This is a genomic window from Haloferax sulfurifontis (assembly GCF_014635105.1).
Classification (GTDB): domain Archaea; phylum Halobacteriota; class Halobacteria; order Halobacteriales; family Haloferacaceae; genus Haloferax; species Haloferax denitrificans.
This window is the reverse complement of record NZ_BMCI01000001.1, coordinates 51898-65024: the sequence shown is the minus strand read 5'-3', so window position 1 is coordinate 65024 and position 13127 is coordinate 51898. Positions and strand designations below refer to the sequence as shown.

The following is a 13127-nucleotide window of genomic DNA, read 5'->3' as shown; positions in this document are numbered from 1 at the left end:
AAACCGTCCATCGACATAAGCCACCGGGCCGCGCCGGCGTCGGGTCGGTGGATATAGGCACCTGCCGGTCCTGCCACGCCCATGAACGAACTCGACGCCCGAGCGGACCGGGCACAGCGCGCGGCCCGAGACGGCGGCGCGGTCGCGCGGCGCGCCTTCAGAACCGGCGTCGCCGTCGAGACGAAAAGCGGGAAGACGGACGTGGTCACGCAGGCCGACAGAGACGCCCAGCGCCGCGTCGTCGACCGAATCCGCGGTGCGTTCCCCGACGACCCCATCGTCGGCGAGGAAGAAGACGAACTCAAGTCGGTTCCCGAGTCGGGGCCGGCGTGGGTCGTCGACCCCATCGACGGCACGAACAACTTCGTGCGCAACGTGCCGGTCTGGGCGACCGCGGTCGCCGCCGTCCGCGACGGGGAGCCGATCGCGGCGGCCAACTACCTGCCCGCGCTCGACGACTGCTACGCGGCCGACGACGAGACGGCCTACCGAAACGGCGAGGAGATTTCGGTGAGCCAGCGCGACGACCCCGAGACGTGTACGGTCTGTCCGACGTTCTGGTGGGACTACGACGTCCGCGACGAGTACGCGGCGGCGACCCGCGCCATCGTCACGCGCTTCGGCGACCTGCGGCGCTACGGGAGCATGCAGGTCGTGCTCTCGTACGTCGCCGACGGTTCGCTCGACGGCGTTATCACCAACAAGCGGGCGAGCCCGTGGGACTCGGTCGCCGGCGCGCACCTCGTTCGGATGGCCGGGGGTACGGTCACCGACCTCGACGGGGACGAGTGGCGACACGACTCTGAGGGACTGGTCGCCTCGAACGGGCGCGTCCACGACGCGGTGCTCGAAGCGGCGCGGGAAATCGACGGCCGGTAACACCGACGGGCCGGGAGGTGAGTTGGCCTCCGACGGCAGTCGACGACCCGAATCCCCATCCGCAAGTGCGAAGTCACCCCCCATCAGAAGGGATAGCATGGACCTCGACGCGACGGACCGGGCGATTCTCCGGATTCTGATGGAGGACGCGCGGACCCCGTTCAGCGAAATCGCCCGCAGAATCGACATGTCGAGCGCGACGGTTCACGACCGGGTCGGTCGGATGGAGGACGCCGGCGTCATCGAGGGGTACCACGCCCACGTCGACCCGCGGCAGGTCGGGCTGGGCACCTCCGCGCTGGTCGGGTTCCGAGTCAAGCAGGGCCGCGAGAAGGAGGCGCTCCAACAGCTCCGCGACATCGACGGCGTCCAAGAGATCAACCTCACCACCGGCGAGTGGGACGTGATGCTCCGGGTGTACGCCGAGGACACCGACGCCCTGCGCGAGCTCATGTTCGACCATATCGCCGAGCTCGACGGCTTCTCGCGGTCCCAGACGATGGTCATCCTCGGGACCGAGTACGACGACCCGGTGTTGCCGATTCGCGAGCCGGACGACGAGGACTGACCCCCGCCCGTCGCGGAACTGAGTCGCCGCGCCGAGACCTGCGCGAAGCGTGCGAGAGACCGGAACCCTCAACAGGCCCGCCGTCGGGGTATCGGCTATGGCAACGGTAGCAGAGCGAATGGGTCTCGACCCCGAGCGCCTCTGGGGGCTCGGCGTCGCGGCCATCCTCGTCGCCCTCGTCGGCGGGTCGCTCGCGTTCCCTCGCGTCGTCTACGACGGTTTCATCTGGCACTACTTCTGGGGCCCCGTCCAAGCCGACGCGAACTCGGCCGTCTGCGCGGTTCGGGCGGGCGGCGTCACGCAGTACCTCGATACGGCGTCGGCCTGCGCCGCCGCGGCCGAACCCGTCGCGTACCCCGGTTATACCCTCGTCTCCGAGGTCGGGTACATGGTCACGCTCGTCATCGCCCTCTCGGGCGTCGTGTTCCTCCTCCGCCGTCTCGACATCGGTGAGAGCCCGCGGTTCTTCTACGCCCTCTTTCCGTTCATGCTGTTCGGCGGCGCGTTCCGCGTGGTCGAGGACGCCAACGACGCCCCCGGCGTCGCCGACGCGCTCATCACCTACCCGCTGAACACGCTCGTCATCAGCCCGGTCATCTACGTGACCGTCTTCGCAATCACGCTCGTCGCCGTCGTCGGGAGCGTCCTCGCCGAGCGTCGGGGCCTCGTCGACGACTACGTGAAACCGCTGTTCGGAGCCGGCCTCGCGGTGCTCGCGGTCACCCTCGGCTATCTCCTGTGGGCCGGTCTCACCGGCGCGCAGGGCGCGACGTTCTACCCGCAGGTGCTCGTCGTCATCCTCGTCGGCGCGACGCTCACCGCCGCCGCGACGTGGTGGCTCGTCGAGCGCTTTGCCCCCGAAATCAACGAGGGGACCGGCTACATCGGTCTCGTCGTCATCTGGGGCCACGCCGTCGACGGCGTGGCGAACGTCATCGGCCTCGACTGGATGACCGCGCTCGGCGCGGGGAACAACCTCGTCCCGAAGCACCCGGTGAATCAGGCGGTCGTCGATTTCACTGCCTCCACGCTCCCCGCGTCGGTGCTCGCGGTCACGGGCGACGCGTGGCCGTTCCTGCTCGTCAAGCTCGTGGCCGCGACGGCCGTCGTCTGGGTGTTCGACGAGCAGATATTCGAGGACAGCCCGCGCTACGCGATTCTGCTTCTCATCGCCGTCCTCGCGGTCGGGCTCGGACCGGGGAGCCGCGACATGCTCCGCGCGACGTTCGGCGTCTAACCGGCCCGCCGTCTCTTCCGCTCCAACCGCTTGTTCAGGTCGCACTCCCGACGAAGCTTCAAGTACGGAGCCGCGGCCAACATCGCTATTCTGTGACTCACGCCGCGCGACGGCTCGCGGGTGTCCGGCACACCGCCGCGCGGACCCGATTCGGCCCGCCTGCCACGCGGCCGCCCGTGCCGGCTGTCAGCCACGAACCCCACGAATCCCGTGACCCGCCAGCTACGGGAACGGGTGGAACTCCCGGTCCAGTCGCGGCTCGAAGCCGAGGTCACGCGGCACCGACTCGGCGCGGTCGGCGAAGTACGGCTCGCCGATAAACAGCGGTTGCGCCGCCGGAACGAGCACGCGGACCCCCTCGAATCCGAGGCGCTCCACGTCGCGCGGCGTGGTCCGCGCCGCGTAGGCGTCGAGGCCGGCGTCGGCGACCGCCGAGACGACTGCGTCGAGTTCGGCCGCGCCCGCCGGAACCTCGTCGGGGCCGACCGAGTCCGCGGGGATGGTCGCGTCCGGCGAGACGAACGTCTGTGCGGGCTTCGGGAAGTCGGCGTAAGTCGCAATCGCGCCGCCCTGCGTCGCGGCCTGCTCCGGTCCCATGGCGCGCAGTTCGGTCCAGTTCTGAAGCGCCTCGGCCAGCGCGGAGCGAGCGGCGCGGTTCGCGTCGAGGGCCGCGCCGGAGCCCATGGCGAACTCCGGCCACTCGCCGTCGCGGTGGACCGCCACCGCCACGACGGGCACGTCCACGTCCTGCGTCACGAGGAGCGCAGTCACTTCCAAGGACTCGGAACGGGCGCGGGCCGCCAGCGTCTCGAACGTCTCGTCGGTCACGTCCAGTCCGAGCGGGTCGAACGTCGAGTACCACGCGAGCATCGTCGCGTCGCGCTCGACGACCTCGTACAGCCCCGAGAGAACCGCCTCGGTCCCGGAGTTGCCGAGGCCGAGGCCGGTCGTAATCGACGGCTTGTGCCGCTCCGACGGCGGCGGGTAGTGGACGAACTCCGCCGGGAGCGAGACGGTCGCCCCGGTGGCGAGGTCCTCGCCTTCGACCCACTGAATCGGCTCTTCGGGGTCGGGGTCGCGGAACGAGTCGGGCCTGACGAAGCGACTCGGCGGCACCGCGGCCGGTCGGGACGCCGCGGGCGCGACGGCGAACTCGCTGGTTCGGTAGACGCCCGCCGAGTAGCGTTCCAGCGCCTCGCCGAGCGCCTTCATGTAGGCCTCGTCCCAGCCGGCGGCCGCGCCGCCGGCGAGTTCGGCCGCCCGAGTGTCGGCGTACACCGTCGTGTCCGCCGTCTGCGCGACGTAGTACGGAAGCGGGAACGACTCGCGCTCGCCGACCTGCGTGACGATGCCGACCCGGTCGTCCACGGCCGACTCGGCCCGCGCGAGCGCGTCGTCTAACTCGACGGCGCGGAAGTCGCGGTCGAGGGTCCGGTCTCGCTCCGTCGGCGACGGCGTCGGGAGAACCGACCGCTCGGGACCCGGGACTTCGACGACGGTCCCGGCCACGTCGTCGCCCGCGAGGAGCGCGATACCCCGTCGTCCGGCGATAGCGCCGGCGAGTCGAACGGCCGCGCGGTCGCCCCCGGGCCGGCCGCCCGACTCCGTGGTGGACGCGACGCGCGCCTGGAGGTCCGCGAAGTCGGCGCTCCCGGGGTCGAACGCCGAGACAGCCGCGTCGAGGTCGGCCACGGCGTGACCGCCGACGCCGCCGATTTCGACCGCGAGCCAGCGCGAGGCGGCTTCGTCGGCCGCGTCGAAGGCGTCGCTTCCGGCCGCGGCGACGACGAAGCCGAGGTCGAACGAACCGAGCGAGTCGGGGGCCGTCTCTGCGACCGTCGCGTCGATGTCGGCGCACGCCGCGCGAATCGACTCGGCGGCGGGACCGCTCCCGACGAGTCCGATATCCATGCGCGCGACGAGGGGAGGCGGAGGGAAAAAGCGAGGGGGTCGCGGTCGGCTACGCGTCGAGCAGTTTCTGGGCCTCGTCGGCCAGTTCGTCCGCGCTGGCGGCGACGAGTTCGTCCGCGCCGAGCTTCAGACGGAGCCGCGGGCGGCCGACGTCGATGGGGACTTTCTCGGTATCGATGAGGCCGAGTTCTTCGAGCTTCGTCTTCGTCCGGGAGAACGTCGCCTTGCTGGCGATGCCCACGTCCTCGCCCCACTTCGAGATGTCGTAGAGGAGGACCTCGTTGCGGGCGGCGACGAGAAGCGAGATGGTCACCTCGTCGAGGCCGTCGCCGTCGCCGCGGGCCGACGACAGCGAGGCGAGCATGGCGTCGAAGTCGGCGAGCGTCTCCTCGCCGATGTCCTCGCCGAGCGTCTCGCGGACGCGCGACAGCGGCGGGGTCCGGAGCTTGAACTCGGGCGCGTTCTCCCAGTGGGTCTGATGGGCCTCGAACGCCGTCTCGACGAACGCCTCGTCGTCGGTGACGAGGCCGGCGACCTTGCCCCCGGCGGCGACGAGCGCGACGACCGAGTTCGGCGTGACGAACAGCGTGTTCTCGACCTCGTCGGCGGCGGTCCGCATCGAGAGCGCGCCGTCGGCGACGAGGTTCGCGGCGTTCGAGGCGACGATGAAGTCGTCGAGGACGTCTTTCAGGATGCCCTCGTCGGCGACGAGACGGATTTCCGGGAGGTCGTCGTCGACGTCGGTCGCCACGGCGACGAGCCCCTCGATGACTTCGGCGGTCGGATTCGCGACCAGCACCTCGTCTTCCGACGAGGAGAGGACGGACTGGATGATGTCTTCTACCCCCTCAGCGAGTAGATTAGAACGAATAGCCATAGCTTGAATATCGCCAGTAATATATTTAATATTAACGCAAGACGACCGGCAGAACGTATTCGAAATCGAGTTGTACCAACGCTGTACCGAGCGAATTGAGCGATACGTTTCAGAAATTTTACTCCAAGAGAAGAGTGGGAAAATCGAATTCGAACCGGCTGACTCGGTCGGGAAGGAGTCGTCGCCCGCGAGAGTCGCCCCGAGCGGTCGACTCGGGTCGGAGACACGTCCGCGACGGGTGGCATCACGCGTTCGTGTATCTGTTCACGGTAGCACGCCACAGAATATACACGGGTGTGCAACACAACACCGGCAGGCGTAGCCAAATGGGACACATTTATGCCGTAATTGGCCCGGATACTACGTATGGACTACAGCCACGTCCGCGACGTCGACCCCGCCGTGGCAGACGCCCTCGACGGCGAGGTCGAACGCCAGCGCGACACGCTCGCGATGATCGCCTCGGAGAACCACGTCAGCGAAGCGGTCCTCGAAGCACAGGGGAGCGCGCTGACGAACAAGTACGCCGAGGGCTACCCCGGCAAGCGCTACTACGCTGGCTGTGAGTACGCCGACGACGTGGAGAACCTCGCCGTCGAGCGCGCGAAGGAACTCTGGGGCGCAGAGCACGTCAACGTCCAACCCCACTCCGGCACGCAGGCCAACATGGGCGTCTACCTCGCCATGCTCGACCCCGGCGACAAGATCCTCTCGCTGGACCTGACCCACGGCGGCCACCTGAGCCACGGTCACCCCGCGAACTTCACGGGCAAGCTCTACGACGTCGAGCAGTACGAGGTCGACGCCGAAAGCGGCTACATCGACTACGACCAGCTCGCCGAGAAGGCCGCGGAGTTCGAGCCGGACATCATCGTCTCCGGCTACTCCGCGTACCCGCGGGCCGTCGAGTGGGAGACGATTCAGGAGGTCGCCGACGACGTGGACGCGCTCCACCTCGCCGACATCGCCCACATCACGGGCCTCGTTGCCGCCGGCGTCCACCCCTCGCCGGTCGGCGTCGCCGACTTCGTCACCGGCTCGACACACAAGACCATCCGCGCCGGTCGCGGCGGCATCATCATGTGCGACGAGGAGTACGCCTCCGACATCGACAGCGCCGTCTTCCCCGGCGCGCAGGGCGGTCCCCTCATGCACAACATCGCCGGCAAGGCGGTCGGATTCAAAGAGGCGCTCGAACCCGAGTTCGAGGAGTACGCCCAGCAGGTCGTCGACAACGCGAAGGTCCTCGCGGAGACGTTCCAGGACCACGGTCTCAGCGTCGTCTCCGGCGGCACCGACACGCACCTCGTGCTCGTCGACCTCCGCGACTCGCACCCCGACCTCACCGGCGGCACCGCCGAGGAGGCGCTCGAATCGACGGGTATCGTCCTCAACGCGAACACCGTCCCCGGCGAGACGCGCTCGGCGTTCAACCCGAGCGGTATCCGCGCCGGCACGCCCGGGCTCACCACCCGCGGCTTCGGCGAAGACGAAATCCGCGAAGTCGGCGAACTCATCGTGAAGGTCGTCGACGCCCCCGAGGACGACGACGTGCTCGCGGAGGTCTCCGAGCGCGTGCAGGAACTCTGCGACGCCAACCCGCTGTACGAGTAGGCGACGCCCGCGGGCGACCGCCGCGGTTCGGCGGCCGGCGCGTTCGGTTTTTCAAACCCCTCTGCCGAGTAACACTATTAGCCGCGCCGCCGTATCGTCGACCGACATGGCTCCGATTCGTCGGCTCGTTCTCGACGTGTTGAAACCGCACAGCCCCTCGACGGTGGCGGTCGCCCGCGAGGTCGCCGACGCGCCCGGCGTGGCCGGCGTGAACGCGACGCTCCTCGAAACCGACCGCGAGGTGCAGAACCTCAGACTCGTCGTGGAGGGCGAGGCCGTCGACGCCGACGAGGTCGAGCGCCGCGTCCGCGACCTCGGCGGGACAGTCCACTCGGTGGACGAAGTCGTCGCCGGCGAGACGCTGGTGGAGTACCGAACTCAACCGCAGGACCCGTCGCCGTCGTGATGTCGGCTCGGCTCGCCTCGCTCCTGCGCGACGACCGCGTCCGCGCCATCTCCCGTCGGTACTTCGTCTCGAACGGCTTCGACGGCGCGCTGACCTGCATCGGCCTCGTCATCGGCGCGTACCTCACCGGCGTCACGGACGGGGTGACGGTCGTCGAAATCGGCGTCGGCGCGGCGGTGGGGCTGACCACCTCCGGCGTCTGGAGCGTCTGGGAGATAGAGCGCGCCGAGAAGCGGGCCGAACTGGGCCGCATCGAGGACGCCATGCTGACCGACCTCGACGGGACCGCGGTCGAACGCGACAAGGTCGCGGCGCGGGGAATCAACGCGGTCGCCAGCGGGCTCGGCCCGCTCGTCGGCATCGTCATCCCGCTCCTCCCGTTTCTCGCGGTCGGCACCCTCCTGTCGATGACGTGGGCGACGCTCGCCTCGGTCGCCCTCGGGACGGCCATCCTCTTTGCGTTCGGCGCGTACATGGGGTCGATATCGGACCAGCGGTGGTACGTCGCCGGCCTGCGGATGGCGCTGGCGGGCGTCGCGGTGGCCGCCGTGAACCTGCTGTTCGGGTGAGAATGTATAGGCACATAGATGTATATTTTGGTCTATTCTCAGCCGAGAATACGCACGAATCCGAATCTTTGAAATGGGCTGGGCGCGCTGTCTGAGACAATGACGACCATCATCGACGGCAACGCCGTCGCCGAGGAGATTCGAGACGGGCTGGCCGACGCCATCGACGCCCTCGACGAGGCGGGCGTGAAGCCGGGTCTCGCGACCGTCCTGATGAGCGACGACCCCGCCAGCGAGACGTACGTCTCGATGAAACAGCGCGACTGCGAGGAGGTCGGCATCGAGGCGTTCGACTACGGGCTCGACCCCGAGACGCCCGCCGACGAGCTGTACTCGCTCGTCGACGACCTCAACGACGACGACGAGGTCCACGGCATCCTCGTCCAGATGCCCGTCCCCGACCACGTCGACGACCGGACGGTCCTCCGCCGCATCGACCCCGCCAAGGACGTCGACGGCTTCCACCCCGAGAACGTGGGCCGCCTCGTCGCCGGCGACGCCCGCTTCAAGCCCTGTACGCCCCACGGCGTCCAGAAGCTCCTCGCCGCCGCCGACGTGGAGACCGAGGGCGCGGACGTGGTCGTCGTCGGCCGCTCGGACATCGTCGGCAAGCCGATGGCGAACCTGCTCATCCAGAAGGCCGAGGGCGGCAACGCCACGGTCACGGTCTGCCACTCGCGCACGGACGACCTCGCCGCGAAGACCCGCGAGGCCGACATCGTCGTCGCCGCCGCGGGCGTTCCCGAACTCGTCACCGGCGACATGCTCTCGGAGGGCGTCGTCGTCATCGACGTGGGCGTCAACCGCGTCGACGCGGACAACGAGAAGGGCTACGAACTCGTCGGCGACGTGGAGTTCGACTCCGCGAAGGAGAAGGCCAGCGCCATCACGCCCGTCCCCGGCGGCGTCGGCCCGATGACCCGCGCGATGCTCCTCTGGAACACCGTGAAGGCCGCCGCCGAGGCCGAGGACGTCGACGTGGACCTCCCCTGAATCGGATGGAGAGACAGATGGGTGCACCACCAGGCATTGACGGCGAGTGGACCGTCGACAACGACGGCGTCGTCCGGCGTCGAAACCGCCGTGACCTCGACAGCGAGACGTTCGACCGCCTCGCGTCCCGCATTCGAAACGGCCTCGACTGGGGCGTCGCGGGCCTCTGCGAACGGGACGGGGCGGTGCTCCTCGTCCGCCAGGACGGCAAGTGGGTCCTGCCCGGTGGCGGGGTCGAAGCCGGTGAGTCGAAGACCGAGGCACTTGTCCGAGAGATGCGAGAAGAGACTGGCCTCGACGCGACTGTCGGGTCACTGCTGGTCGTCACAGAACAGACGTTCACACACGGCGACGACCACGCGACGTTCCACTTCGCCATCTACGACACAGCCGTCGCGGGCGACCTCACCGACGACCCCGGCCTCGAAGACGAGGCCATCGCCGACGTGTCGTGGTTCGAGACGCTCCCCGCGGACACGCTCGACCGCGGGCTGATTCGGTTCCTTCGCGGGCGCTGACCGGCCGCGCGTCCGACCCGCTTTTTTCTCACTCGTGAGTCGCCACGAGCAGTCGATCGCCGTCTCGCCGGACGCAGAATCGAGTGCCGGCGTCCACGTCGAAGCTGTGCGCGTCCCGGTCGGAGATGAGCAGTTGCGAGAAGCCGTCGCCGCAGGCCGGACAGGCCACGTCGTCGCGGTTCTCGACGAGCATCGTGTCGCCGTCGTCGCGGAGCAGTTTCACCCGATGGCGCACCTCGTGGATGTCGAACCCGGCAGTCATCGTCGGCGAAGGGTCGCCGCGAGGCAAAAACGTTCGGTGAGCGCGGTGGTCGGGCGGCCTCAAAACAGCGCCGCGAGCGTGTCGCGGGCCGACGCGAGCGCGTCGAGGTCGTCGTCGACGACCGCGGTGTGTAGCTCGCGGGCGGCCTCGACGAGCGCCTCGGACTCCGCAAGCGAGACGGCTCCGTCGAGCGCCTCGACGCGCTTGCGGTGGTTCGAGAGGGTTTCGAGCGTCGTCCTGCCCTCGGGGTTCGGGTTGTCGTCGAGCCACGTCGAGAGGTCGCGGCAGTAGGCGTCGATGGCCTCGGCGTAGGCGAGGCCGCGGGCGTCGACCATCGAGTCCGGGACGGCGTCGGGGTCGGGGCGCTCTCCCTCGTCGGCGCGGCGGAGCAGGGTGATGACGTAGAGCTGTTCGTCGTCGGTGGGGCGGTTCGACCGGGCGACCACGTCGACCGCGTGGAGGAGTTCGTGGGCCGCGAGCGGGGTGTCACCGAGCGGGAGCAGTTCGCCCCCGCGGATGTAGCCCGTCTGCCGGACGTAGTCGCGGAGGTCGGATTTCAACGCCGGCGCGGCGTCCCGAATCGACCCGTCGCCGACGGCGGCGCGGTGCGCCGAGAGGTCGAGGTCGGTCTGCATGGCGGTGTGGCGCTCCCTGTCGCCGACGCCGACGCTCCGGAGGCTCCCGCACTGCGGGCACGACACGCTTCCCGTCTCGTAGTACGACCATCGGTGGTCGCACTCCTTGCACTCGCGCTCGCCGCGTATCTCCATGCTGTGCGGTTCGTCCCGACGGCGCAAAAGCACGGCGACCCGGAGCGGCAGGCCCGACGCCGGAGAGAGCGGTGCCCCCGAGGCGACCGCCGGGCTACATACGTCCGGCGACCCACCATCGACGCATGCGAAGCGAATCCGAGGTCCGAGAGCAGTACGAGTTCCTGAGAGACGAACTCGACTCCGAGGAGATGCGACACGAGGGCGTCAGAAAGCTCATGACGCACTACAAGCGGGCGCTCGGCTGGGTACTGGAAGAAGAACACATGTGAGTCATCCAATATAAATATCCCAGCGGACCGGAATCCGGGGAGCATCCGGAATTCGACCCGTACGTGCCACGCAGACGGACAGTTAGCCGCGTTGTCAATGCTTGGCACGCGTCGTTATCTTTAAGTGAAACCGAACAGTAGCCGATAGTGACGCTTCGCTTTGGAGGGCCGAAGCGTCAGCGGGGACCAATTCAGGGCGGCATGCCGTGCCGGAGATTTCCGGCACGGCTTGCTTTCCTTCTGTGCGAAACTACGACCCGAGACCGAGCGGTCCGTCTCTCGCCGTCCGTGCGCGGTGCCCCGTCGCTCCGAATCTGTCGAAAACAACACAGGAGGGCTGTGAGCTACTTCGACGCCCACGGAGTTCCGGTTCCGACAGCCGCACCATGTTCATAGATGACAATTAACAACATAGTTGCCGTAATTCGTTCGAGTCGTCCAGCCGTGGACATATCCAGTCCTCGAAACGGACAGTTCGATGAATTAGTAAATTGGTCAACATAACTGCGGCCGGAAGATTCCGGGGACTGGCGCGTTTTCGAGGGTAAATCGTCGACCGAGGTCGATATGTTTATCTGAATTAGACAGTAACATACGAGTCGAATTTACCGATGTACGACCTGACAGGATTCCAGCGAGACCTGCTGTACGTCATCGCTGGTCTCGAAGAGCCGCACGGACTCGCTATCAAAGAAGAACTCGAAGCCTACTACGAAAAGGAGATTCACCACGGGCGGCTCTACCCCAACCTCGACACGCTCGTCGAGAAGGGCCTCGTCGACAAGGGACAGCGCGACCGCCGGACCAACTACTACACGCTCACCCGCCGCGGTCGCCGCGAAATCAAGGCCCGCGACGAGTGGGAAGCGGAGTACGTCCCCGAAGACTTCGAGGCGTGACCGGGGCGACTCGGGCTACCCGTCCACGCCGGCGTCGGACGACGACCGTGGGTCTCGACCTGACCCGGTCTCGTCTCGGTCGGTAAACGTCTCCGAAGCGTCCGACTCGCCCTCCGACGGCCGTTCGGTTTCGGCTGTTTCTCGCGTCGCGTCGTCCGCCTCGTCAGCGGTTAGCTCCTCGACCGGCGGGCCGTCGATCAAGTGCGCCGGGTCCACCATGTACGGCCGAATCGGCTTTCCAGCCAGGAGCTCCGGCAGGACGAGTCGGGCGAAGTTCACGAACAACACGAGTATCATCGGCATGAGGAAGATGCCGTACCAGCCGAAAAGTAGCGGACCGAACGTGTACGCGAGCATCACGGCCCCGACGTGGAGGCTCCGACCGGAGACGTACGGCCGGAGCACGAGGTCGGGAATCGTGTCCACGATAACGAACGAGACGGCGGCGAAAAGCAGGACGAACCAGAGTCCGGGCGGGTTCGCAATCGCCGCTTCGATTCCCATGTAGCCCGCGACGGGGACGTAGACGAGCTTCATGCCGACGACGGGGATGAGGCTCGCCACGCCCGCGAGCAGACCGATGAGCGCCGGGGCGGGGATGCGGACGCCCGTCGGCGCGAGGACGTTCAAAAGCGAGTACGCGATGACGCCGATGGTGCCCGTGAGGATGGCGTTCAGGATGTTGCCGAAGAAGATGTTGTTGAAGTCGCGGTCCACGCCGCGCATGTAGGCTTCGAGGATGCCGTGGTCGTCAGCGAACATTGACTGGCCCCACCGCCGCAGGCGGTGGCCGTCGCGGAGGAGGTAGAACGCGAACGCAATCATGACGAACAGGTGAATCGCCCCGACGCCGAGGAAGGCGAAGGTGTTGGCGGCGACGCTCAGCGAGTCGAACACCGAGCCGACCGCCTTGGGCGTCAACACCGACCGGAAGTCGTACTCCAACAGCGCCTGTGGGCTGGCGATTCCCTCCAACAGCGTCGGGTCGATGCCGTAGGCTTCGAGGTCGATAGGCACCTCGTCGGTCGAGAGCCGGTCGGCGTAGCGCAGGAACTCGCGGAGCGCGATAGTCGCGGCGTAGACGACGAGTCCGAGCACGGGGAGCGCGAGGGCGAAAAGCGCCACGGCGGCCGCGAGGCTCGGAGGCCTCACCCGTCGACGAATCCGCCGGTAGATGGGCCGCGTGGCGTAGTAGATGAAGAGACCGAAGACGAACGTCCCGATAAAAGAGTAGACGACGTAGGTGAGCGCGCCCGCGAGGACCAACGCGAGCGACCACCACATCGCGCGGGAGCGCTGAATGTCAGGGAGAGCCATACCCAATCACGCACGCGGAGGCGTCAAAAGCCTAT

The 13127-nt window shown here is 67.9% G+C and carries 15 protein-coding genes; 10 read left to right on the top strand and 5 right to left on the bottom strand.

Features of this window, described 5'->3' with window-relative positions; translation table 11 throughout:
• Window positions 1-81: 81 nt before the first annotated feature.
• The 3 genes from IEV64_RS00335 to IEV64_RS00325 all read left to right on the top strand — a co-directional run bounded on the left by IEV64_RS00335 (window position 82) and on the right by IEV64_RS00325 (window position 2684).
• The gene (locus tag IEV64_RS00335; RefSeq protein ID WP_188422879.1) at window positions 82-879 is read left to right on the top strand and encodes an inositol monophosphatase family protein; all 798 of its coding nucleotides are present in this window, start codon (window positions 82-84) and stop codon (window positions 877-879) included.
• A 97-nt stretch (window positions 880-976) separates the two neighbouring features.
• The gene (locus IEV64_RS00330; protein ID WP_004044674.1) at window positions 977-1447 is read left to right on the top strand and encodes an Lrp/AsnC family transcriptional regulator; all 471 of its coding nucleotides are present in this window, start codon (window positions 977-979) and stop codon (window positions 1445-1447) included.
• A gap of 118 nt (window positions 1448-1565) precedes the next feature.
• On the top strand, window positions 1566-2684 hold the full coding sequence (locus IEV64_RS00325) for a DUF63 family protein (RefSeq protein WP_007273280.1): 1119 nt from the start codon (window positions 1566-1568) through the stop codon (window positions 2682-2684).
• A 222-nt stretch (window positions 2685-2906) separates the two neighbouring features.
• On the opposite strand, the gene IEV64_RS00320 is transcribed toward IEV64_RS00325, so the two are convergent.
• Window positions 2907-4595, bottom strand: coding sequence for a YcaO-like family protein (locus IEV64_RS00320; protein WP_188422878.1), 1689 nt, complete (start codon window positions 4593-4595; stop codon window positions 2907-2909).
• Window positions 4596-4644: 49 nt separating this feature from the next.
• Window positions 4645-5472 (bottom strand): transcriptional regulator TbsP, encoded by an 828-nt coding sequence (gene tbsP / locus IEV64_RS00315; protein WP_049920349.1) that lies wholly within the window; start codon window positions 5470-5472, stop codon window positions 4645-4647.
• 366 nt (window positions 5473-5838) lie between these two features.
• Here tbsP and glyA point away from each other — a divergent pair, with 366 nt between their 5' ends.
• The 5 genes from glyA to IEV64_RS00290 all read left to right on the top strand — a co-directional run bounded on the left by glyA (window position 5839) and on the right by IEV64_RS00290 (window position 9572).
• Window positions 5839-7086, top strand: a complete 1248-nt coding sequence (gene glyA, locus IEV64_RS00310) for a serine hydroxymethyltransferase (RefSeq protein WP_007273283.1) — start codon at window positions 5839-5841, stop codon at window positions 7084-7086.
• 106 nt (window positions 7087-7192) lie between these two features.
• The gene (locus IEV64_RS00305) at window positions 7193-7492 is read left to right on the top strand and encodes a DUF211 domain-containing protein (protein ID WP_007273284.1); all 300 of its coding nucleotides are present in this window, start codon (window positions 7193-7195) and stop codon (window positions 7490-7492) included.
• Window positions 7492-8061: a VIT1/CCC1 transporter family protein gene (locus tag IEV64_RS00300; protein WP_007273285.1), complete on the top strand. Its 570-nt coding sequence runs from the start codon at window positions 7492-7494 to the stop codon at window positions 8059-8061. The genes IEV64_RS00305 and IEV64_RS00300 overlap by 1 nt, the downstream gene beginning before the upstream one ends.
• Before the next feature lie 99 nt (window positions 8062-8160).
• A complete protein-coding gene (gene folD / locus IEV64_RS00295) occupies window positions 8161-9054 on the top strand; it encodes a bifunctional methylenetetrahydrofolate dehydrogenase/methenyltetrahydrofolate cyclohydrolase FolD (RefSeq protein ID WP_007273286.1) in 894 nt (297 codons plus the stop codon).
• Between the two features lie 5 nt (window positions 9055-9059).
• The gene (locus tag IEV64_RS00290) at window positions 9060-9572 is read left to right on the top strand and encodes an NUDIX domain-containing protein (RefSeq protein ID WP_188422877.1); all 513 of its coding nucleotides are present in this window, start codon (window positions 9060-9062) and stop codon (window positions 9570-9572) included.
• 28 nt (window positions 9573-9600) lie between these two features.
• Here the strand turns inward: IEV64_RS00290 and IEV64_RS00285 are convergent, their stop codons facing one another.
• Window positions 9601-9834, bottom strand: a complete 234-nt coding sequence (locus IEV64_RS00285; protein ID WP_188422876.1) for a DUF7385 family protein — start codon at window positions 9832-9834, stop codon at window positions 9601-9603.
• Window positions 9835-9893: 59 nt separating this feature from the next.
• A complete protein-coding gene (locus tag IEV64_RS00280; RefSeq protein ID WP_007273289.1) occupies window positions 9894-10604 on the bottom strand; it encodes a DUF7117 family protein in 711 nt (236 codons plus the stop codon).
• A 125-nt stretch (window positions 10605-10729) separates the two neighbouring features.
• Between IEV64_RS00280 and IEV64_RS00275 the strand changes: the two genes are divergently transcribed.
• Both IEV64_RS00275 and IEV64_RS00270 read left to right on the top strand, forming a co-directional pair.
• Complete coding sequence (locus IEV64_RS00275; protein WP_004969297.1) at window positions 10730-10876, top strand: hypothetical protein; 147 nt, start codon at window positions 10730-10732, stop codon at window positions 10874-10876.
• A gap of 611 nt (window positions 10877-11487) precedes the next feature.
• Window positions 11488-11775: a PadR family transcriptional regulator gene (locus IEV64_RS00270; RefSeq protein WP_004044685.1), complete on the top strand. Its 288-nt coding sequence runs from the start codon at window positions 11488-11490 to the stop codon at window positions 11773-11775.
• A gap of 15 nt (window positions 11776-11790) precedes the next feature.
• Here IEV64_RS00270 and IEV64_RS00265 read toward each other — a convergent pair whose 3' ends face one another.
• Entirely contained in the window at window positions 11791-13059 is a 1269-nt protein-coding gene (locus IEV64_RS00265) for an AI-2E family transporter (RefSeq protein WP_188423250.1), read from the bottom strand.
• Between the last annotated feature and the right edge of the window lie 68 nt (window positions 13060-13127).

What these genes read in the sequence shown, in the direction of transcription:
- IEV64_RS00335 (WP_188422879.1), top strand. Translation starts at nt 82, where the DNA reads ATGAACGAACTCGACGCCCGAGCGGACCGGGCACAGCGCGCGGCCCGA.
- IEV64_RS00330 (WP_004044674.1), top strand. Translation starts at nt 977, where the DNA reads ATGGACCTCGACGCGACGGACCGGGCGATTCTCCGGATTCTGATGGAG.
- IEV64_RS00325 (WP_007273280.1), top strand. Translation starts at nt 1,566, where the DNA reads ATGGGTCTCGACCCCGAGCGCCTCTGGGGGCTCGGCGTCGCGGCCATC.
- IEV64_RS00320 (WP_188422878.1), bottom strand. Translation starts at nt 4,595, where the DNA reads ATGGATATCGGACTCGTCGGGAGCGGTCCCGCCGCCGAGTCGATTCGC.
- tbsP (WP_049920349.1), bottom strand. Translation starts at nt 5,472, where the DNA reads ATGGCTATTCGTTCTAATCTACTCGCTGAGGGGGTAGAAGACATCATC.
- glyA (WP_007273283.1), top strand. Translation starts at nt 5,839, where the DNA reads ATGGACTACAGCCACGTCCGCGACGTCGACCCCGCCGTGGCAGACGCC.
- IEV64_RS00305 (WP_007273284.1), top strand. Translation starts at nt 7,193, where the DNA reads ATGGCTCCGATTCGTCGGCTCGTTCTCGACGTGTTGAAACCGCACAGC.
- IEV64_RS00300 (WP_007273285.1), top strand. Translation starts at nt 7,492, where the DNA reads ATGTCGGCTCGGCTCGCCTCGCTCCTGCGCGACGACCGCGTCCGCGCC.
- folD (WP_007273286.1), top strand. Translation starts at nt 8,161, where the DNA reads ATGACGACCATCATCGACGGCAACGCCGTCGCCGAGGAGATTCGAGAC.
- IEV64_RS00290 (WP_188422877.1), top strand. Translation starts at nt 9,060, where the DNA reads ATGGAGAGACAGATGGGTGCACCACCAGGCATTGACGGCGAGTGGACC.
- IEV64_RS00285 (WP_188422876.1), bottom strand. Translation starts at nt 9,834, where the DNA reads ATGACTGCCGGGTTCGACATCCACGAGGTGCGCCATCGGGTGAAACTG.
- IEV64_RS00280 (WP_007273289.1), bottom strand. Translation starts at nt 10,604, where the DNA reads ATGGAGATACGCGGCGAGCGCGAGTGCAAGGAGTGCGACCACCGATGG.
- IEV64_RS00275 (WP_004969297.1), top strand. Translation starts at nt 10,730, where the DNA reads ATGCGAAGCGAATCCGAGGTCCGAGAGCAGTACGAGTTCCTGAGAGAC.
- IEV64_RS00270 (WP_004044685.1), top strand. Translation starts at nt 11,488, where the DNA reads ATGTACGACCTGACAGGATTCCAGCGAGACCTGCTGTACGTCATCGCT.
- IEV64_RS00265 (WP_188423250.1), bottom strand. Translation starts at nt 13,059, where the DNA reads ATGTGGTGGTCGCTCGCGTTGGTCCTCGCGGGCGCGCTCACCTACGTC.